The following is a 19,196-nucleotide window of genomic DNA, read 5'->3' on the forward strand; positions in this document are numbered from 1 at the left end:
ATGAGCATAGGGCGTATCACCCGGCATCTCTTCCAGCACCATTGGCGCGCCAAGCAGGTGTTCACACCAGCCGTGCTCGACCGCATCGAGCAGGCGATCAAACGCTGTGAAGCCACCCATGCCGGCCAGGTCCGCTTCGTCGTCGAGGGCGCGCTCGACGGCGCGGCGCTGTTCCGCGACCAGCCGGCACGCGCGCGCGCGCTGGACGTGTTCTCGCATTTGCGGATCTGGGACACCGCGCACAACAACGGCGTCCTGATCTATCTCCTGCTCGCCGATCGCGACGTCGAGATCATCGCCGACCGCGGTATCGATGCGGACGTTGGGGCTGAGGGCTGGGAAAAGATCTGCCGTGCGATGGAGGCCGAGTTCAGGTCCGGCCAGTTCGAGCGCGGCGCCATCGGCGGCATCGAGGCGGTGTCGCGGGAGCTGGCGAAGCATTTTCCGCCGAGGGGGCCGCATCCGAACGAGCTGCCGGACAGGCCGGTGGTGATGTGACTTCAGCCAAGCGGGGGGCAAAGGCGAACCCCGATGTCGTCTGGCGAAAGCCAGGACGACATTGTGGAGGCGTCGAGCATCCCCTCGTGCACGGACGCACGACGCGAAGTGCCGTCTAATCATCCAGCTTGTTCAAATCCCGCACCGACTGCATGATCGGCTCGAAATTCGAACGCGCATCGAGTGCATCGAACAGTTGCGCGGTGTCCTCCAGCAGGCCGTGCGAGCGTGCGATCGCAATGCGCACATCTTCCTGCGGCGTATCTGACAGCCTGCCGTGGCCCGAGAGCAGGATCTTCGAATCCAGCCCCTTCAGCCGTTCGAGCGACTGGATGTAGTCGGCGATGCTGCCGGAGCCGAACACGCCGCCCATCACGCCGCCGGGCATCAAGGTGTCCGCGGCGAACAACAGGCCCTTGTCCTGGTCGAACAGCGTGATGCAGGCCGAGGTGTGGCCCGGCGTGTGCATCACGTTGAGGCGGAAATTGCCGAGGTCGATCAGATTGCCTTCCTCGAGCCAGATGTCGATGTTGATCGGCACGTTCGGCTCGTTGAACATCTTGCGCAGCATCGAGAAGTCGTCGCGCAGCATGATCTTGTTGGCGGCGAGGCGATGGGCGGCGATGAAGGTACGGCGCTCGTTGAAATGCCAGGCGGCGCCGATGTGGTCGAGATGCTCGTGGCTCAGCACCACCATGTCGATCTTCTCGGGCGGACACTCGGCGAAGTTCAGGCATTCCACCATCGCCGGAAAGTTGGTGGAGAGCCCGACGTCGATCAGGATGGTGCGCGCCGAGCCGCGCACCAGATAGGCGTTGGCGGCGCGATTGGAAAAGCGGATCTGATAGACGTCCTCCGCCGCCTGGATCAGCGAGCAGGTGTCGTTCTTCATCAGGATCGGGAAGGCCGTCGGCTTGCGGTCGCTCATGGCTGCGCTGCCCGGTAGGTGACGGCGTTGGAGGCGCGCAGGCGCTTGGAGAGCGCGTCCATCACCATCAGCGCGAAGGCCGGCTGCTGGCTGACGAGATAGACGAAACGGGCGTGGTTGATCTTCATCACCCGCGTATTCGGCGCCGCCGCGATCGCGGTTGCCGAGCGCGCCGAGCCGTCGATCACGGCCATCTCGCCGAAGAACTCGCCCTTGCCGAGGGTGATGATGGTGGTCTTGGTGATGCCGGCGACCTTGGCAATCTCGACCTCGCCGTCAAGCACGACGAACAGCTCGCGGCCGGTCGAGCCTTCCTCGAAGATGACGTCACCGACACCAAACTCGTTGATGCACTTCTCGATCGTCATTGTGCCTCCCCTTGGCACCCCCTGGCCTTCTGGCTGACGGGACGCGCCATGTTAGCCGCGGACCAAGGTCCGGCAAACAAGCCGTTCGACGGAGACGGCGCATGCCGCAAGGCAGCATCGGCTGACAATTTGTTTCCCGGCCGCCACGCCGGTTCCACTTTCCCGGCCAAATTCGGCCTCGGATGAGTTCCTAAAATTTCGGTAAGCGGGTCCGAAGGTAAGGATTTCGCAAGCAATGAAAGTTACCAAAAGGTCAATCTTGAGTGGAGTATTTGAGCCGTGAGCGAAGCAATGCCCGAAGGCCAGGAGACTGGCGCCCTTGATGCCGCTGCCGCGCCGCAGGCCGTCGAGGCTGGCGCCGGCATCGAGGCCCCCTCGATCGCCCCCGACCACGAGGCGCCCCCCCAGCCGGACGAGGCGAAGGTCGAGGCGCCGCGGATCGTGGTGCCGAAGCTCAGCGCCAGCCAGGAGGCCGAACCCAAGATCGAGGCCAAGGCTGAAGCCAAGCTCGAGACGAAGCCCGGCAAGCTCATTGTCATGGCACCCTCGGACCGCTCCTGGGACCGTGAGGATTTCGCCCCGCATGTGAAGGCTGAGGAGCCGCGCGAGGCGGGCGGCAAGCGGCGCATGTCGGCGATGGCCGCGGTGATCGCGCTCGCCGGCTGCGTCGGTGCGGTCAGCGGCGCGCTGGCGACCGCCGGTGTGATGCATTTCGCCGCCAGCCCGCCCCCGGCGCCGGCCCAGGTGGCCGACACCAGCGCGCTGGAGAGCTCGGTCGCCCGGATCGATGCCGACGTCGTCGCGCTCAAGGCCAGTGTCGAGCACACCTCGAAGACCGGCCTCAGCCAGTTCAACCGGACCAACGACCGTCTCGACAAGATCGAGAAGGCGCAGGCCGAGCCGATGGCCAAGCTGGCAAAGCTGTCCGAGACCGTCGATAAGCTCCGCGCCACGCCGCCCGCCGCGCCCGCGCAGGCCGCAGCCGCGGCACCCGCGAAGGAGACCACCGGCTCGATCGCTCCGACCCAGGTTGCCACCGCCGCAGCTGGGCCGGCCCCAGTGCCCGCCGCGCCCAAGACCGAGGTCGGCCGGCTGCCGACGATCGAAGGTTGGGTGCTGCGCGACGTCGCCAATGGCGGCGCGCTGATCGAGGGCCGGGGAGGCCTCTACGAGGTCTATGCCGGCGATCCCTTGCCCGGCCTTGGCCGCGTCGACGCGATCCGCCGCCAGGATGGCCGTTGGGTGGTCGTCACCAGCAAGGGCCTGATCGTCGCGCGCTGAGCCGCCGATATCCGACTTTCAAAGAGGCGCTTCACCACGATGTGAAGCGCCTTTTTGCTTGAATAGGCGGACCAGCGCGGTGTTAGTGGAGACATGAGCCGCGCGTTGCGAATTCTCGTTGCTGCCGTCGTGCTGTTCGGCGGCCTCATTTCGCTATCGGCGGCGGAGAATGCGCCGCTCGAACGCGGCACCGCGATCACCGATCCCGATTTACTGCGCAAGCTCGATCAGAGCGATACGCTCACGATCTCGCGCCTGTTGTGGCCGGAGCGGAACGCGGATTTTCCGTTGACGACGGACCTCCTGTTCTCATCGCTGCCGCCGCTCAAGGAGATTCCGCCGGCGATCGACGCGGAGTTCGACCGCTATGTCGCGCAATACAGGGCGGCGTCGCCGACCGAGAGCATTGGCGTCGGCGAAGGCTTTGACGTCCATCTGTTCGACCGCGCCTTCCTGAAATCCCCCGACACCCGCTTCGTGCTCGCCGGTATCGTCAACCGCATGGACCGCGCCTACGTTTCGGAAGACTCCTGCGGCGAGATCCGCCTGATCTACCGGCTGGCGCGCTTCGACGGCAATCCCGACGGCGGCAAGACCGCGACGCGCCTGCCGATGACGCTCAACCTGGTGATGAAGGCGAGGGACGCGCGCCAGACCGATTCAAACGGCAAGCCGATCACTTGCGCCGAGGTCGCGCGGCGCTGGCTCGACAATGGCGATTGGCAGGGGCTGATCGGCAGCGTTTCTTTTCCCTACGATGCGATGATCGACCGGATCGAGACCAACATCCAGATCTCGGTCGCGCCGAAATCGGCGCTGCACGATTTCCGCTCGGACTATCTTCTCAAGGTCTTCAGGTACAACCACGACACAAAACTGTTCGAGGAATCGACGCTGGAGAACCAGATCGACCGCGACAGGATCCTCGCCGACGATGCGCTCCGACGCGACTTCAAGGCGTGGCTGCTCGACCCCGAAAATCTTCGCGAGTTCGATCGCGGCACGGTGCTGATCCCCGAAAAGTTCCTGGCCAAGGCCGCGGTGGCGCCGACGCCCGCTGGCGTCGATGCCTCGGCGTTGCAGCCGGAGTTCGGCATGATGCAGGGAGAGGGGAAAGGCGAGGGCAAGGCCGAACCGGTCTTCACCGACAGTGACGTGGTCGGCGCGCTGAAACAGGCGGCCGCGCGCGGCATCACCATGGAGAACATCCGCTCCGTCGCGGGCTTCCAGCGCCGCCTCAACGACGTCACCTGCGCCGGCTGCCATCAGACCCGCGGCATCGGCGGTTTCCATTTTCCGGGCGTGGATTGGCTCGCGGACAAGCCGTCCAATTCCACCATCGTGCCGGCCTCGCCGCACTTCTTCGGCGACCAGATCCGCCGCCGCGATATCCTGACCGCGTTCGCCGAAGGCAAGCGTCCTGATTTCTCACGCGGATTTGCCAGCCGGCCGCAGACCCGCGGCAGCCGGGAGCTGGCGGGCACCGAATATCAGGACGGCTGGGGCGCGCACTGTTCCCTGCAAAATGCGGGATCGGGAACGGCTGACAAGAGTTTTACGTCATGGACCTGTGCTACAGGTCTCACCTGTCAGGCTGCTTCGGCATCGAGCCGCATCGGCATGTGTTTCATCAAGACGCGTTAAGCCGGCAACAGCGATTTTGGTTGACCCATGACGGATACCAGCGAGGCCAACAAGGAGCGCAATCGCGAGATTGCGCGCAATGAGGAAGCCAAACAGGTCACCGGCAGCATCCGCGTCAGCACCTGGGCGGTCGCGGTCGTCGTCATCGTCGGCGGGATCTTGTTTACGCTCGGCTGGCTGGCGCTGCGGTCGTAGCAGCTTCTTCAGTTGAATCTCAGAACGAGCCGCAAGTTCTCCTCGTCCCGCTTGCGGGGAGAGGTCGGATTGCATCGAAGATGCAATCCGGATGAGGGGGAGCTTCCGCGAGTCTCACCGTCACCATTTTCGTGGAGAGGGCCCCTCACCCCAACCCTCTCCCCGTAAGAACGGGGAGAGGGAAAAGGAAGGCCTTCACTTTGCGTAATGCGTCAGACGCTTGCCGGGCAGCAAGTCGTAGGCCGACTTCCAGCCCGGCAACGCGGCGAGGCGGCCGAGCCAGGTGTGAATGGCCGGATGGCTCGCGGCGAAATCATAGCCGTGCTCGTCGCTCGGATAGTGCAGATAGGCCATCATCGAGATATCGGCGACCGTCGGCTTGGCGCCGATCGCGAAGGCGTTGTGCTGAAGGTGTCTCTCCAGAATGCCGAGGAAATCGTCCAGCCGACGCTGAAAATGCTTCAGCACTTGCGGATCGCCGTTCGGGATGAAGGTCCGCATGAAGCGGTACGTCGCCATGTAGCCGGTGAGCTTGTGGTTGTCCCAGAACAGCCAACGGAGCAGCTCGAACTTCTCCCCCGCGGTTTCACCGCCGAAGCGGCCATATTGTTCGGCGAGCTTGAGCAGGATCGGCGCGGTCTGCGTCATCTTCACACCGTCGACCTCGAGCACGGGAATCTCGCCCATCTCGTTCACGGTATTGCGCCACTCCGGCGTGCGTGTGACGCCGCCGCCAAAGTCGGTCCACATCGGTTCGAACGTCTCCCCGCACAGCGTCAGCATCAGCGCCAGCTTGTAGCTGTTGCCGGATTCGGGGAAGTAGTGCAGGCGGTAGCTGGGCATGGGACCCTCACGAGGCGATGGGCGATGTTGTCGGTGAGGCTACATCGTCCCGTATCGTCATTGCGAGCGCAGCGAAGCAATCCAGAAATGCATCCGCGCCCCGGGACGACGACGGCAGACCTGCCGCCCCTTATCCCACCGCCCCCGACGACCGCAGCTGCTTGATCGCCGCTTCGTCGTATCCGGCCCCGCGCAAAATCTCGTCACTGTGCTCGCCGATGGCGGGCGGCTTGCGCGGCTGCACTTTCTTGGCGCCGTCGATCCATATCGGGCTGTTGATGGTGAGCATGGTGTCGTTCTCGAACGGCACCAGCACCTCGTTGTCGAGCATCTGCTTGTCGTTCGGGATGTCGTCGAGAATGCCGACGACGCCGAACACAAGCCCGTTGCCGTCGAGGATCTTGCGCCATTCGGCGAGATCCCTGGTGGCAAACACCTCGTCAAAAATCTTGATCAACTCGACCGAACGGGCGTGGCGATCGGGTTTGGTGATGAAGCGCGGGTCGTCGATGAGATCTTCGCGCCCCATGCAGCGCGCCAGCGTCGGCCATTGCCGGTCCTCGTTCAGCAGCGACAGGATGATCCAGCGGCCGTCCTTGCACTGATAGTGGTTGGTCACCGCGTTGAGCGCGCGCTCACGCGGCCGCCGCTCGCCGAACTTGGCGCCGCAGAGTTTTGCCTGCGCCAGCACGCTCGCCGCCCACACGCCGTTCGCCATCAGGTTGGAGGCGACATGCGAGCCCTTGCCGGTCTTCTCGCGCTGATACAGTGCGGTGACGATGGCGCCATAGAACGCCATGGCGCAGGGGTGATCGCCCATGCCGGCGATCGAGCGGGCCGGCGTCGTGTTGGTGTCGGCGCGGACGAGGTCCATCAGGCCGGAGCGCGCCCAATAGGCGTTGCTGTCGAAGCCGGGCTTGTTGGCCTCCTCGCCTTTCTCGCCATAGCCGGTGAAGGAGGCGTAGATCAGCCGGTCGTTGAGATGGGCGAGGTGATCATAGGTGATGCCGAGCTTGGTGCGCACCGGCGGCGGCATGTTGGTGATGAAGACGTCGGCCTCTTCCACGAGCTTGTAGAGCACGGCCTGCGCCTCCGGCTTGGAGAGGTCGAGCGCGATGCTCTTCTTGTTGCGGGCCTCCAGCAGCCAGGCGAAATTGTGCTCGCCGGTCGGGTAGCCCGGCAGGTTCGGCAGATTGCGGTAGGGGTCGCCGGCGCCGGGCGGCTCGATCTTGATGACGTCGGCGCCGAAATCCGACAGCACGGTCGCGGCAGCGGGCGCCGCGATGAAGCTCGCGCAGTCCAGAACCTTCAGGCCCGCAAAAATGCCCTTTTCCATCGTGGCGTTGCTCCCTCGCTCTTGTTGTTTCCCGCGCGCTGGAATTAGCGCGGGCTCATCATGAGAGCATTAGACCGATGTTCTGGCGGGATGCAACGCTCCTTCCCGTGCCTACTCTTCGCCCGCAAGCAGGGCAGCGTTGCCGCCGGCCGCCGCCGTGTTGATGGTCACGGTCTGCTCGGTGGCGAAGCGCGCGAGGTAGTGCGGGCCGCCGGCCTTCGGGCCGGTTCCTGACAGTCCGTTGCCGCCGAACGGCTGTACGCCGACCACGGCGCCGATCATGTTGCGGTTGACGTAGATGTTGCCGACCTGAACGCGGTCGATGATCGCCTCGACCGTATCGTCGATACGGGAATGGATGCCGAGCGTCAGCCCGTAGCCGGTGCGATCGATCGCGGCCAGCGCCTGTCCGAGCCTCTCCGCCGGATAGCGGACGACGTGGAGGATTGGGCCGAACACCTCCTGGGTGAGCTGGCCGGCATCCCGGAGCTCGAAGATATGCGGGGCGACGAAGCAGCCCTCCGGCGCGGTCCCAGCAAAGTGCAGCTCTGCCTCTTTCTTCATCCGCGCGATGTGCGCATCCAGCCGCTGCTTGGCCTCCTCGTCGATCACCGGCCCGACATGGGTCGCGACATCGCGCGCATCGCCGATCCTCAATTCGCGCGCAGCGCCCGCGATCATCTCGATCATGCGGTCGGCGACGTCCTCCTGCACGAACAGCAGCCGCAGGGCAGAGCAGCGCTGGCCGGCGGAACGGAACGCGGATGTCACGACGTCGTCGGCGACCTGTTCGGGCAGCGCCGTTGCATCCGCAATCATGGCATTGATGCCACCGGTCTCTGCAATCAGCGGCACGATCGGGCCGTCCTTCGCGGCAAGCGTCCGGTTGATCGCGCGCGCGACCTCGGTCGAGCCGGTGAAGACGACGCCGGCGATATCGGGATGCGCGATCAGCACCGCTCCGGTGCGGCCGTCGCCGGTGACGAGGCGCAGTACATCGGCGGGGATGCCGGCCTCGTGCAGCAGCCGCACTGCCTCGACCGCGATGCACGGCGTCTGCTCGGCAGGTTTTGCCACCACGCAGTTGCCGGCCATCAGCGCCGCCGTGACCTGACCAAGGAAGATCGCGAGCGGAAAGTTCCAGGGCGAGATTGCCACGAATACGCCGCGGCCGCGCAAGCCCAGTGCGTTGCTTTCGCCGGTCGGGCCCGGCATCGCCGTCTCGCTGCCGAACAGTTTTCGGCCTTGCGCCGCATAATAGCGGCAGAAGTCCGCGGCTTCACGCACCTCCGACAGCGCATCGTCCAGTGTCTTGCCGCCCTCGCGCTGCAAGAGCGCCATGAAATGAGCGCGGCGACTCTCCAGGAGATGCGCGGCCTGCTCGAGCGATGCCGCGCGCGAAGCCGCAGGCGTCCGGCTCCAGGCCGCAAAGCCCGCGCGCGCTGCTGAGACCGCGGCGTTGACCTGATCGGGTGTCGCATCAGTGACCGGCTTGAGCTCGAACGTCTCGTCCCTGATGTCGGTGAGCAGCGGTTCCAGAGCGGCGCGCTCGCCGAATTCGATGCCGCGCGAATTGCGCCGCTCCGGTGCAAAGAGGTCGCACGGCAGTGGAATTTTGGCATGCGAGGCCTGCTGCGGCCGGGCGATGGCGTCGGCCGGACGCTGCAGCAGCGCCGGGACCGGCACGCGATAATCGGCGGCCTGGGCAACGAAGGAAGAGTTGGCACCGTTTTCCAGCAGCCGCCGCACCAGATAGGCGAGCAGGTCGCGATGGCTGCCGACCGGCGCATAGGTACGGGAGGCGATGTCAGGATGATCCTTGGCAAGCTGCTCGTAGAGCGCTTCGCCCATGCCGTGCAGGCGCTGGAATTCGAAGCCGCCGCTGCCCCCGGCAAGCTCCAGCACGGTCGCGACCGTCAGCGCGTTGTGGGTGGCGAATTGCGGGAAGATGCGCGGCCGCAAGGCGAGCAGCTTTCGCGCGCAGGCGATGAAGTTCAGGTCCGTCATCGCCTTGCGGGTGAACACCGGGTAGCCGTCGAGCCCGCGCTCCTGCGCGCGCTTGATCTCGGTGTCCCAATAGGCGCCCTTGACCAGCCGCACCGTCAGCTTGCGGTCATGTGCGCGCGCAAGCTCGTCGATATAGTCGATCACCGCGTTGGCGCGCTTCTGATAGGCCTGGATCGCGAGCCCGAAGCCGTCCCAGCCGGCCAGCGAGGCATCGGCGAGCGTCGCCGCGATCACGTCGAGCGACAGCTCGAGCCGGTCGGCTTCCTCGGCGTCGACGGTGAAGTTCAGGTCGTAGCTCTTGGCGCGCCGCGCCAGATCAAGCAGCAGCGGCACCAGCTCGCGCATCACGCGCTCGCGGCTGACCGCCTCGAAGCGCGGATGCAGCGCGGAGAGCTTGACCGAGATGCCGGGCCGGTCGGGCAGGGCTTGGTCGCCCGCCGCCTTGCCGATGGTTAGAATCGCGCTCGCATAGGCGTCGAAATAGCGCTTCGCATCGGCGGCCGTGCGCGCAGCCTCGCCGAGCATGTCGAAGGAATAGCGGGATTGTTGTCCGGAGCGCGGCCCACCCCGCTCCAGCGCCTGCTCGATGGTCTCGCCGAGCACGAAATGATTGCCCATCAGCCGCATCGCCTGGCGCGTGGCGGCGCGCACCGCCGGCGCCCCGAGCCGCTTCACCAGCCGGCCGATGGTGCCGTCGGGTGTCTCACCGGGCTGGATCACCCGCGCCGACAGGCCGAGCGCCCAGGCCGAGGCGTTGACCAGGAAGGCTGTGGACTTGGTCTCGTGATGGATGAAGTCGCCTTCACCGAGCTTGTCCTCGATGAACTGGTCGGCGGTGCGGGCGTCTGGCACGCGCAGCAGCGCCTCGGCCAGCACCATCAGCGCCAGCCCTTCCTTGGTCGAGAGCGCGAACTCCCGCAGCATGTCCTCGACCCCGCCGAGGCGGTCGTCGCGCTTGCGGATCGCCTCGATCAGCCGCGTGGCGGTGCGGTCGATCCGCGCCTCCTGCGCCGGGCTGAGGTGTCCCGCCGGCAGAAGGCGCGCCGCGATGTCGGCGTCGTCGGGCGCGTAGGGGGCGGTGAAGGGGGAAGGAATGCTCGGCATGGCAATGTCCTGTGATCCGAATAAGGTAATCCGCTCATCGCCGCAGTTCGATAGACAAATGCGTCTGTTTGCCTTAGAAAATAAAGCAAGATTGATATTCAGCCGTAGAGAATATGGAACTCGATCGAATCGACCGGAAAATCCTCTCCATTTTACAGGAGGATGGGCGCATCGCCAATGTCGAGCTCGCCGAGCGCATCGGCCTGTCGCCGACCTCGGTCGGCGAGCGGCTGAAGCGGCTGCAGCGCGAAGGCTTCGTCGAGGGCTATGGCGCAAGGCTCAACCCGCACCGGCTCGGCCTCGGGCTCCTGGTGTTCGTCGAGGTGTTGCTCGACAAGACCACGCCGGAGAACTTCGATCGCTTTGCGCGGGCGGTGAAACTCGCGCCCGAGGTTCTGGAATGTCACATGGTTGCCGGCGGCTTCGATTATCTTGTGAAGGCGCGCTTGGCCGACATGACCGCATACCGGCGCTTCCTCGGCGAGACCTTGCTGTCGATGCCGGGCGTGCGCGAGACGCGCACCTATGCGGTGATGGAGGAGATCAAGCGCGACGCACCGTTGCCGGTGGGCTGAGGAGTGCCGTCGCGATTGTCATTGCCGTGGCGTTGAACACGCGGCCTTCGCAGACAAAATAGCTATCCGTGCGCAATCGCAACGCCTGTCGTCGAATGCACTGACCGTCTTCTGAAATTTTTTTGGCCTCACTCCCGAAAGACGTCCGGGAGGCAGCAAAGGCTGGCGGGCTTATACTTTGAGGTTTTCTGCGGAGGTCTTGCCCCGGTTTGCGATCTCTTCATATTCCACCGTCTGTCCCTCGTTGAGCGTGGACAAACCGGCCTTCTGCACCGCCGAGATATGCACGAACACATCCTTGCCGCCCGACGCAGGCTGGATAAATCCATAACCCTTCGTCGGGTTGAACCACTTGACCGTACCTTTGGGCATCACGTCTTCTCCGCGGGTCTTCCTCCGAGATCGCGAACCGCCAGTCCCCGCCAACCGGCCGGTTCGGTCCTAATAGGATACGCAAAATGTTGCGGGCTTGATAGCTCAAACCGCACGGGCGTTTCGGCGAAAACCGCTCAACTTCGCGGCGTTTTTACCGGTTTTGCCCGTTTAGCGGTCATTTGGCCCGCACGCATGCCGCGACCTGTCAATAGGTCGCGGCCAGATAGTCGACGATCTTGCCGATATCGGCGTCGTCGATCGGCGCACCGTAAACCTTGATCATCTTGGTCACCTCGGCCTGCCAGAAGGCCTTCCTGTCCTTCATCGGCGGCTGCGTGTTGACGTAATCGGCCGAGTGGCAGGCCGTGCAATTGCCCTGGACGACCTCGAGATTCGGGCCGGGTTTGAAGGCCGCGACCTCGTCCGGGATCTTGTAGTTGACGGGCGCGGCGGTCACCGCGCCGGGGCCGGGCGCAAACCAGCCAAGGCCGGCGGCAGCCGCGACGGCGAGGAGAACGGTCCGTTGCATGGTTATCCTCCTTCAGGCCACGGTCACGCGGACGGTTTCGACGACGTTGCGCAAATAGCCCGCCGGGTTCCAGCGCGGCGTGTCCGGCTGCGTCTCGCCGCCATTGCCGGTCGCGCGAACCTTGAGGTCGTAGGCGCCGGCCGCGAGCTTCACCGGCAGCTTCCATTCGCGGAAGGAATATTTGCCGAGATCCTTGCCGAGCTTCGCACTGGTCCAGGTCTTGCCGCCGTCGGTCGAGACCGCGACCTCCTTGATGCCCTTGCCGCCGTCGAAGGCGATGCCGCGCAGCGTTGTGCTTCCCGCCTTCAGCTTCGCGCCGTCGGGCACGCTGGTGATGAAGGAGCGGATGGTGAAGCGGTTGATCGGGATGGTCGCCTTCGGCGCGGTGCCCGGCTCGATCGCATTGTTCGGCGTGTCCGGAATCCGGTAGGCCGACTTCATCCAGAAGCCGTCATAGACGCTGTCGATGACGGTGATCTCGTTGAGGTGCTTGACCCAGTAGGTGCCGTAATAGCCGGGCACGATCAGGCGTAGAGGAAAGCCGTTGAGGAACGGCAGGTCCTCGCCGTTCATGCCATAGGCCAGCATCACCTCTCCGTCGGTGGCGTGCTCGATGTCGAGCGCCTTGACGAAGTCCGGCGTCCTGTCGCTGGCCGGGCCGTCCATGCCGTTGAAGGTGACCTGCTTGGCCCCGGCCTGCACGCCCGCCATCTCGAGCACCGTCTTCAGCGGCACGCCGCGCCAGCGCGCATTGCCCATCGCGCCGTTGGCGAGCTGGCCGCCGGCGACGCGCGGATCGGAGAAGCCGCGGCTGTTGCCGGAGCACTGGTTGACGGCGACGATCTCGGTCGCCTTCATCTTCCGGATATCCCTGAGCGAGAGCTTGAGCGGCTTGTCGACCTTGCCCTTGATCTCGAGCGTGAACTTGTCGGGATCCAGATTGTAGGGCAGGTCCGACAAATGATAGCGGACGAAGAACGCGTTGTTCGGCGTGATCGGGCCGTCATTGAACACCGCGAACGGCGTCTCGAGCTGCGGCGGCCGGCTGGTCAGGCCGATCATCGGCCGCTTCTGCGGATATCTCACCAGCGGCCGTTCGCCATTGGCGAAGGGCAGGGTGACGGTGTCGAGGGCCAGCGCTTTGCTGGCGCCGAATCCCGCCGCCAACGCGGCGAGGCCCGCTCCCTTGAGCAGGTTGCGTCTGTCGATCATGTGTCTCCCCCCGGAGATTTTTGCGCTGAGTCGCGATCATCACCGCGAGCCCGCGATCATCTGTTGCACCGCTGGCGGCGAAGTCAATTCGTGCTTTCGCAGCAGGCCCATGCCGCTGCGCTGCAACAAGGCGGTGTTACGCCGCGACGCGCTCACCGCGGTCGACCAGGGCGGAGAGCTGCCTGACGTCCGCGACGACGCGCACGGTCATCGGCTCGTCGCGGCCGCGGATCGTGACCTCCCGCTGCGGCAGCGCATCGTCGCCCAGGCCGGCGGTGTGACGGACCTCCTCCGAGACGATCGCCTCGCAGGCCAGCGTCTTGGTCATGTCCTGGAGCCGGGCGGCGACGTTGACGGCATCGCCGAGCGCGGTGAAGACGGTGTGATCGCGATAGCCGATATCGCCGATGATGACCTCGCCGCCGTGGATGCCGATGCCGAAGCGGATCGGCTGGCGCAGATCGTGGCTCAACAGCTCGTTGAGCTCGTCGATATGGAGGGCGATGCCGGCGGCGGCCCTCAGCGCCTGGCGGCAGGCGGTCTGCGGATCCGTCGTGAGCCCGAACAGCGCCAGCATGCCGTCGCCGACGAACTGGTTTGGTTGACCGCCATTCTCGATCACCGCCTGCGACACCGCGCCGAGGAAACGGTTGACGATGAAGACGGTGTCGAACGGCAGCCGCTTCTCGGCGAGCTGCGTCGAGCCGCGCATGTCGACGAACAGGCTGACGAGATAGCGTTCCTGGCCGATCCGCGCCGGCGTCGAGGCCTGCGCGTTCGCCGACAGCGTGTGCGGCGTGAAGAGCTGGAAGAAGGAGAGGTCGCAGGTCGGCCGCAACTGGCAGGCCAGCCGGATCGAGGGATCGGTGGTGCCGACGCGGGTGAGCACGAAGGCTTCGCGCTGAGAGGGCTCGGGCAGGGCGCCATGATCGCCGATGACACGGATGCGGCAGGTCGAGCAGCGGGCGCGGCCGCCGCAAACGCTGGCATGCGGCACGTTGTGGCGCAGGCTTGCTTCCAGCACGGAGAGGCCCTTGGGGACGCGCACCGTCTTGCCGTTGCCGTAGGACAACGCGATCATGCCGCCGCGCCGCTCGCGCAAGGCCCGCACGCCGCGCGCGAGCAGGACCACGCCCAGCAGGCCGAGATAGCCGACGGTGAGGCCGCCGGTGATACGGTCGAGCGTGTTGGCTTCCGCGAGGGTGCCGAGCTGGCGCCTTGTGAGGTTATGCGTGCGCCATTCGCCGTCGTCGCTGTCGGCGACGACGCTGCGGCCACCCTGGTAGATACCGAGCAGCGCCAGTGTCGGGATCAGCACGGCGGCGGCGAGCAGATAGGGCGCGGCGCGCGTGAAGAAAGACTTCAGGCGGAGCCAGAAATAGATTCCGATGCAGCCATGCACCCAGGCAATGACAAGCAGGATGGTCATCTGCCAGATCCGGTTGGATGACCCGGCGAAGAACAGATAGAGCTCCTGGGGATAAAGCTTCTGGTGGCCGTACAGCGTGTGGCCGAGGCGCACCCCGATAACATGGGCCATGATGAGGGCGGGGATGCTCAACCCCAGCACGAGCTGGAGCGGCTCGATCGTCTTCCAGCGGAACTGGCGACGCTGGTACAGCGCGTACACGCCGAGCCCCATATGCGTCAGTGCCGCCGTGTAGAACACGATCGCGACCGGCAGGAACTGCCAGAAGGCTGTATGGTAGTAGACCCCGGCCTCCATCGCATCGACCGAGATGTTGCCGAGCGCATGGTTGAGGAAATGGCTGATCACATACGAGAAAAGGATGACGCCGCAGACCAGCCGCACTTGCCGCAGGCTGGTGCCGCGGATCATTTCGGACATTCGTGCGGAAGCGGTGGCCATGATTCGGTTGTATCAGTTCATGAAGTAGAACAGCCAGCGGAGAGTTAAATTCCCGGGCGGAGGCAACGTCCCAGATCACATACCTGGCAAATCCCGCCGCCGTTGTCCCGGATCGGCGCGCTTGTCCGGGAAGACGTGGAAATACGCGGCAACATGCCCCACATTGACTCGCTCTCCCAAGTCGGGGAAAAGCGCGGCCGTGACGACGGCCGCCGACATGACACTGAAGCCCGACGGCGCTGCGCGTCGTTCCCTCGTCATGGCCGCGCTCGTGATCGCGGCGATGACGCTGCTGCGCATCGTTTACGCCTCCGCGATCGAGCTGCGCACCGACGAAGCCTATTATTGGACCTGGTCGAAGGAAACCGCGCTCAGCTTCCTTGACCATCCGCCGATGATCGCTTGGTTCATCCGCTTCGGCACCGCGATCTTCGGCGACACCGTGCTCGGCGTCCGCTTTGGCGGCATCGTCGCGATGCTGGTGATGCAGCTACTGCTCATCGACATAGTCCGCCGCGTTACCCATGACGTGCGCGCGATGGCGCTCGCGGTGCTGATGCCCGAGGCCGCGCTCTACTACGGCCTCTTGATGGCCAAGGTCGCGCCCGACGTCGCCCTGATCCCGTTCGCGATGGCGATGATGTGGTCCTTGGTGCGGCTCGCGCTCGGCGGTGACGGCCGCTGGTGGCTCGCGGCCGGCCTGTTCGCCGGCCTGTCGATGCTGTCGAAATTCACCGCGATCATGTTTGCGCCTGCGGTCGCGGCTTTTCTCCTGGTGCCGGATTGGCGCTGGCGCTGGCTGCGCAGCCCTTATCCTTACCTTGCCGTGGTGATCGCAATCGCGGTGTTCTCGCCGGTCCTGATCTGGAACGCCGGGCACGACTGGGCCTCGTTCCGCTTCCAGGGCGTGCGTGCCACGGCCAATTACGGGATCTCCTTGCGCACGGTCGGAGATTATATCGGACTGCAATTCGGGCTTGTCGGCTTCGTCATGCTGCCGGTGGTGCTGGCAGGGCTGGCGATGATGGCGTGGCGCGGCTATCGCGCGCGCGAGCCGGTTGCGATCCTCCTGTCCACCGCGGTGCTGGTGCCGTTCCTTTATTTCCTCGTGAAATCGTTCACGCTGCGGGTCGGTGACACCTGGCCGATGTTCATGTGGCCGGTCGGATTTGCCGCCGCCGCGATCAACCTCGCGATGCTGCCGTGCGAATGTTGGCCGGTCCGGATGGTCCGGTTTAGCGTGTTCTGGGCAAAGACGGCGGTCGTCTCGGGGATCGTATTCGTCGTGATCGTGTTCCTCTACTACGTTGCTGCCCCCTGGAACCTGCTCGGCAAGATCGATCCGGTCGGTGCCGAGGCCGGCTACGAGCAGGTTGCGGCACGGGTCCAGACCGCGCTGGATGAGACCGGCGCGACCTGGATCGCGACCACGGACTACCGCACCTACGCCATGATGCGCTGGCTGTTCAGGGGCCGCGGGCCGGTGATTGAGCTCAACGAGCGCGGCCGCTTCCAGGACTTTCGCGACCCCGGCATGGAGAAGATTCGCGGTCATGCCGGAATCTATGTCGGCCGCGTGCCCGACAATCGCTCACTGGTATGGGATTCGATCCCGGCCAGGCGCGAGCCACTGGCAGAGGTCGAACGGCGCTGGCGCGGCCTCGTGATCGATACCTACGCGCTGGAAAAGCTCACCGGCTGGACCCCGGAGCTCTCGCCGCCGAAGGACTCGCCGCTGTTCCAGTGGCGTGTGCTGGCCCTCTTCTCCCTCTCCCCGCTCGCGGGGAGAGGGTTGGGNNNNGGGGGAGTCTCCGCGGGGACGGTGACAGATGGATTCGCGGAGAGTCCCCCTCACCCGAAATTCAAGCTGCGCTTGAATTTCGGCCTCTCCCCGCAAGCGGGAGAGGCGAAGGCTACTCCTCGTCCTCTTTCTTCCGCAGCAGATCCGTCGCGAGGTCGGTTAGCTTGGGCTGCGGCAGAGCCGCGAACGGCAGCGGGCGGGTGACGTCGATCGCGGCCAATCCCAGCCGCGCGGTCAACAGGCCGTTGAGCACGCCTTCGCCGAGCCGCTGCGACAGCTTTGCCGCAATGCCATGGCCGAGCATCTGCTGTACCAGGCTGTCGCTCGCGGCCATGCCGCCGGTGATGGCGAGATGGGCGATGACGTGGCGGATGAGGCGGATCATGCCGAGTGCGCCGGGCCGGCCGCCATAGAGCCGGGCGAGTTGCCGGATCAGGCGGAGCGAGGCCACGAACACGAACAGCACGTCGATCAGCGCGCGCGGCGAGACCGCGGTCACGATCGAGACCCGCTGCGCGGCCGATGACACCAGCCGCCGTGCCTCCGTATCCAGCGGCGTCATCAATTCGCGCTCGGCGAGCCGGATCATGTCGGCGCCATCGATGATCTCGCCGGCGTGGCTCTCCAGCGTCGCGCGGGCGCGTGCGAGCTGCGGGTTCTGATGCGCGATCTTGAGCAAGTCCTGCACGATCGCGCGGCTCTCGGCGCGATCATCGCTGGTGAGCACCGCGGCCGCGCGCTGATGCAGCTTCTCGATCGTGGCAAGCCGCGCCAGGCCGAATGCCTCGCGTCCGATCACCACCGCGAGCGCAAGCGTGGTAACGAAAGCGAGGGCAAGGCCGACGATCCCGAGGCTTTCATTGCGCGCGAAGAGATCCTCGATCAGATGCACCACGCCAAGCCCGACCCCGAGCAGTGTCAGGCCGGCGACGCCTGACCAGAACAGCGTGCCCCAGGGAAAGCCACGCCGCGCCGGTAGCGCCGGCTCGATCGGCACAGGCAGCATCGACGAATCGGGCTCCGGCGTGATCTGGATCGTCCCGCGACCGATCCGCCCGGTCTCATCGGCCTCGGTGACGACGACGCCCGGATCATCCAGCCGGAACGTTGCCGGCCGCCGCTGTTGGGATCGGTCGTTCATAGCAACTTGTCTCCGATCAGGAACTGCAAGGCACGGTCGAGGCGGATGTGAGGCAGCGCCGGCTCTTCCGTGCCTTCGCGTTCGAGTTTTGGCGGGCGGAAGCGCAGGAAGCGGAAATCGCTCTTCTCGGCTTCGCCTGTGGAAAGGCCACGATAGGCATCGGTACCGTCGAACAACGCTTCGGGATCGGCGGGCAGGTCGCCCGGAAAGGTCGCCACTTCCGTGTTGCCGTCGAAGAACTCGCCGCCGGCACTTTCACCCGCCGCCGGTGTTCCCAGGATCGACGGCAGCCTGTCGCGGCCGTGCGCGACCTGCGCCTCGCGGGTGGCGCGCACGGCGGCGAGCGCCACCACGTCGATCTCCGCACCGGTGTTTTCGGCGCGTGCCACCGCGCGCGTGACCGCACGGCGCAGCACGGCCTCGAGCCGGTCGTGACTGGAATGATGCAAATGGTCGGCCTTGGTCGCCGCGAACAGGATGCGGTCGATGCGCGGCCGGAACAGGCTGGAGAGGAACGTGCTGCGGCCGATGCGGAAGCAGTCGAGAATGCCGGCGAGCGCGGCTTCGAGATCGTGCAGCGCCTCGGGCCCCGCGTTGAATGCGGCGAGCGCATCGGCCAGCACGATCTGGCGGTCGAGCCGGGCGAAATGATCGTGGAAGAACGGCCGCACCACGACGTCCTTGTAGGCTTCAAAGCGGCGGACCATCATCGCCCAGAGCGAGCCGTCCGGCGCCTGTCCGCCCGCAGGCACGTCGAGCGGCGCGAAGGTTAGCGCCGGTGTATCGGCGAGACTGCCGGGCATCAGGAAGCGGCCGGGCGGCAGCAGGCTCATGGCAAAGCGCTCGTCGCGGCAGGCGCGCAAATAACCCGTGAAGAGCCTTGCAGCGACAAGCGTCGCTTGCTCGTCCTCGCGCGCCTCCGGCTTCAGCGTCGCAAGATGCGCGTGCCATTCGGCGGCAAGATGGGCGCGGGGCGCCTCGCGCGACAGCGCCAGACTCTCCGCCGACCACTGCTCGTAGCTCTTTTGGAGCAGCGGCAGGTCGAGCAGCCATTCGCCGGGATAGTCGACGATGTCGAGCGTCAGGGTCCGGTCCGCTCCGTTCTGGCGCTGGTAGTCGATGATGAGGCGCAGCTCGCTGATGTCGACGGTCGAATTCGGCCAGCGCCGCTCCTCGAGCAACGCGCGCAGATGGTTCTCATAGGCGAAGCGCGGCACGGCGTCGTCTGGCTGGGGCGCCAGATGCGCCCGCGCGATCCGGCCCGACGCGTAGGCCTCGAACACCGGAAACCGCCCGCCGCGGGTGAGGCCATGGATCAGCGCGGTGATGAACACGGTCTTGCCGGCTCGCGACAGGCCGGTGACGCCGAGCCGCACCGTGGGGTTGAAGAAGTGCTCGCCATAGTCCATCAGCGCCCGGGCCGACAGGCGTGCCTCCTCGACCATATCCTGAAAGCTGAATGCCATGTGAACGAAGGGGCTCGGGCGGG

17 protein-coding genes are annotated in these 19,196 nt (G+C 65.6%); 6 read left to right on the forward strand and 11 right to left on the reverse strand.

Annotation, left to right across the window (positions count from 1 at the left end; translation table 11 throughout):
* The gene (locus tag AXW67_RS13635) at nt 1-498 is read left to right on the forward strand and encodes a TPM domain-containing protein (RefSeq protein ID WP_063678298.1); all 498 of its coding nucleotides are present in this window, start codon (nt 1-3) and stop codon (nt 496-498) included.
* Between the two features lie 115 nt (nt 499-613).
* On the opposite strand, the gene AXW67_RS13640 is transcribed toward AXW67_RS13635, so the two are convergent.
* Together AXW67_RS13640 and AXW67_RS13645 are read right to left on the reverse strand one after the other, a co-directional pair.
* The gene (locus tag AXW67_RS13640) at nt 614-1,426 is read right to left on the reverse strand and encodes an MBL fold metallo-hydrolase (RefSeq protein ID WP_027555712.1); all 813 of its coding nucleotides are present in this window, start codon (nt 1,424-1,426) and stop codon (nt 614-616) included.
* Nucleotides 1,423-1,794, reverse strand: coding sequence for a Crp/Fnr family transcriptional regulator (locus AXW67_RS13645; protein ID WP_027555711.1), 372 nt, complete (start codon nt 1,792-1,794; stop codon nt 1,423-1,425). Before AXW67_RS13645 ends, AXW67_RS13640 begins: the two co-directional genes overlap by 4 nt.
* 291 nt (nt 1,795-2,085) lie before the next feature.
* On the opposite strand from AXW67_RS13645, the gene AXW67_RS13650 reads away from it, so the two are divergent.
* The 3 genes from AXW67_RS13650 to AXW67_RS43165 all read left to right on the forward strand — a co-directional run bounded on the left by AXW67_RS13650 (nt 2,086) and on the right by AXW67_RS43165 (nt 4,914).
* Nucleotides 2,086-3,075 carry a hypothetical protein gene (locus AXW67_RS13650; protein WP_063678299.1) on the forward strand — a complete coding sequence of 330 codons (990 nt, stop codon included), beginning with the start codon at nt 2,086-2,088 and terminating at the stop codon, nt 3,073-3,075.
* Nucleotides 3,076-3,168: 93 nt separating this feature from the next.
* Nucleotides 3,169-4,719, forward strand: a complete 1,551-nt coding sequence (locus AXW67_RS13655; protein WP_063678300.1) for a hypothetical protein — start codon at nt 3,169-3,171, stop codon at nt 4,717-4,719.
* Between the two features lie 27 nt (nt 4,720-4,746).
* On the forward strand, nt 4,747-4,914 hold the full coding sequence (locus AXW67_RS43165) for a hypothetical protein (protein WP_198024827.1): 168 nt from the start codon (nt 4,747-4,749) through the stop codon (nt 4,912-4,914).
* Between the two features lie 195 nt (nt 4,915-5,109).
* On the opposite strand, the gene AXW67_RS13660 is transcribed toward AXW67_RS43165, so the two are convergent.
* The 3 genes from AXW67_RS13660 to putA all read right to left on the reverse strand — a co-directional run bounded on the left by AXW67_RS13660 (nt 5,110) and on the right by putA (nt 10,204).
* A complete protein-coding gene (locus tag AXW67_RS13660) occupies nt 5,110-5,757 on the reverse strand; it encodes a glutathione S-transferase family protein (RefSeq protein WP_063678301.1) in 648 nt (215 codons plus the stop codon).
* A 130-nt stretch (nt 5,758-5,887) separates the two neighbouring features.
* The gene (locus AXW67_RS13665; RefSeq protein ID WP_027555707.1) at nt 5,888-7,093 is read right to left on the reverse strand and encodes a CaiB/BaiF CoA transferase family protein; all 1,206 of its coding nucleotides are present in this window, start codon (nt 7,091-7,093) and stop codon (nt 5,888-5,890) included.
* Between the two features lie 111 nt (nt 7,094-7,204).
* The gene (gene putA / locus AXW67_RS13670) at nt 7,205-10,204 is read right to left on the reverse strand and encodes a bifunctional proline dehydrogenase/L-glutamate gamma-semialdehyde dehydrogenase PutA (RefSeq protein ID WP_063678302.1); all 3,000 of its coding nucleotides are present in this window, start codon (nt 10,202-10,204) and stop codon (nt 7,205-7,207) included.
* Nucleotides 10,205-10,317: 113 nt separating this feature from the next.
* Here putA and AXW67_RS13675 point away from each other — a divergent pair, with 113 nt between their 5' ends.
* A complete protein-coding gene (locus AXW67_RS13675; RefSeq protein ID WP_063678303.1) occupies nt 10,318-10,779 on the forward strand; it encodes an Lrp/AsnC ligand binding domain-containing protein in 462 nt (153 codons plus the stop codon).
* Nucleotides 10,780-10,950: 171 nt separating this feature from the next.
* Here AXW67_RS13675 and AXW67_RS13680 read toward each other — a convergent pair whose 3' ends face one another.
* The 4 genes from AXW67_RS13680 to AXW67_RS13695 all read right to left on the reverse strand — a co-directional run bounded on the left by AXW67_RS13680 (nt 10,951) and on the right by AXW67_RS13695 (nt 14,765).
* A complete protein-coding gene (locus AXW67_RS13680) occupies nt 10,951-11,151 on the reverse strand; it encodes a cold-shock protein (protein WP_027527932.1) in 201 nt (66 codons plus the stop codon).
* A 208-nt stretch (nt 11,152-11,359) separates the two neighbouring features.
* On the reverse strand, nt 11,360-11,683 hold the full coding sequence (sorB, locus tag AXW67_RS13685; protein WP_063678304.1) for a SorB family sulfite dehydrogenase c-type cytochrome subunit: 324 nt from the start codon (nt 11,681-11,683) through the stop codon (nt 11,360-11,362).
* Nucleotides 11,684-11,695: 12 nt separating this feature from the next.
* Nucleotides 11,696-12,895, reverse strand: a complete 1,200-nt coding sequence (sorA, locus tag AXW67_RS13690; protein WP_063678305.1) for a SorA family sulfite dehydrogenase catalytic subunit — start codon at nt 12,893-12,895, stop codon at nt 11,696-11,698.
* 136 nt (nt 12,896-13,031) lie between these two features.
* The gene (locus tag AXW67_RS13695) at nt 13,032-14,765 is read right to left on the reverse strand and encodes an adenylate/guanylate cyclase domain-containing protein (protein ID WP_145927593.1); all 1,734 of its coding nucleotides are present in this window, start codon (nt 14,763-14,765) and stop codon (nt 13,032-13,034) included.
* Nucleotides 14,766-14,982: 217 nt separating this feature from the next.
* On the opposite strand from AXW67_RS13695, the gene AXW67_RS13700 reads away from it, so the two are divergent.
* Nucleotides 14,983-16,562 (forward strand): glycosyltransferase family 39 protein (locus AXW67_RS13700; protein ID WP_145927598.1); only part of this gene is annotated, 1,580 nt, incomplete at its 3' end.
* 116 nt (nt 16,563-16,678) lie between these two features.
* Here the strand turns inward: AXW67_RS13700 and AXW67_RS13705 are convergent.
* A complete protein-coding gene (locus tag AXW67_RS13705) occupies nt 16,679-17,707 on the reverse strand; it encodes a YcjF family protein (protein ID WP_063678307.1) in 1,029 nt (342 codons plus the stop codon).
* Nucleotides 17,704-19,173 carry a YcjX family GTP-binding protein gene (locus AXW67_RS13710; RefSeq protein ID WP_063678308.1) on the reverse strand — a complete coding sequence of 490 codons (1,470 nt, stop codon included), beginning with the start codon at nt 19,171-19,173 and terminating at the stop codon, nt 17,704-17,706. Before AXW67_RS13710 ends, AXW67_RS13705 begins: the two co-directional genes overlap by 4 nt.
* Nucleotides 19,174-19,196: the final 23 nt, after the last annotated feature.

Source organism: Bradyrhizobium neotropicale, assembly GCF_001641695.1.
Classification (GTDB): Bacteria; Pseudomonadota; Alphaproteobacteria; order Rhizobiales; family Xanthobacteraceae; genus Bradyrhizobium; species Bradyrhizobium neotropicale.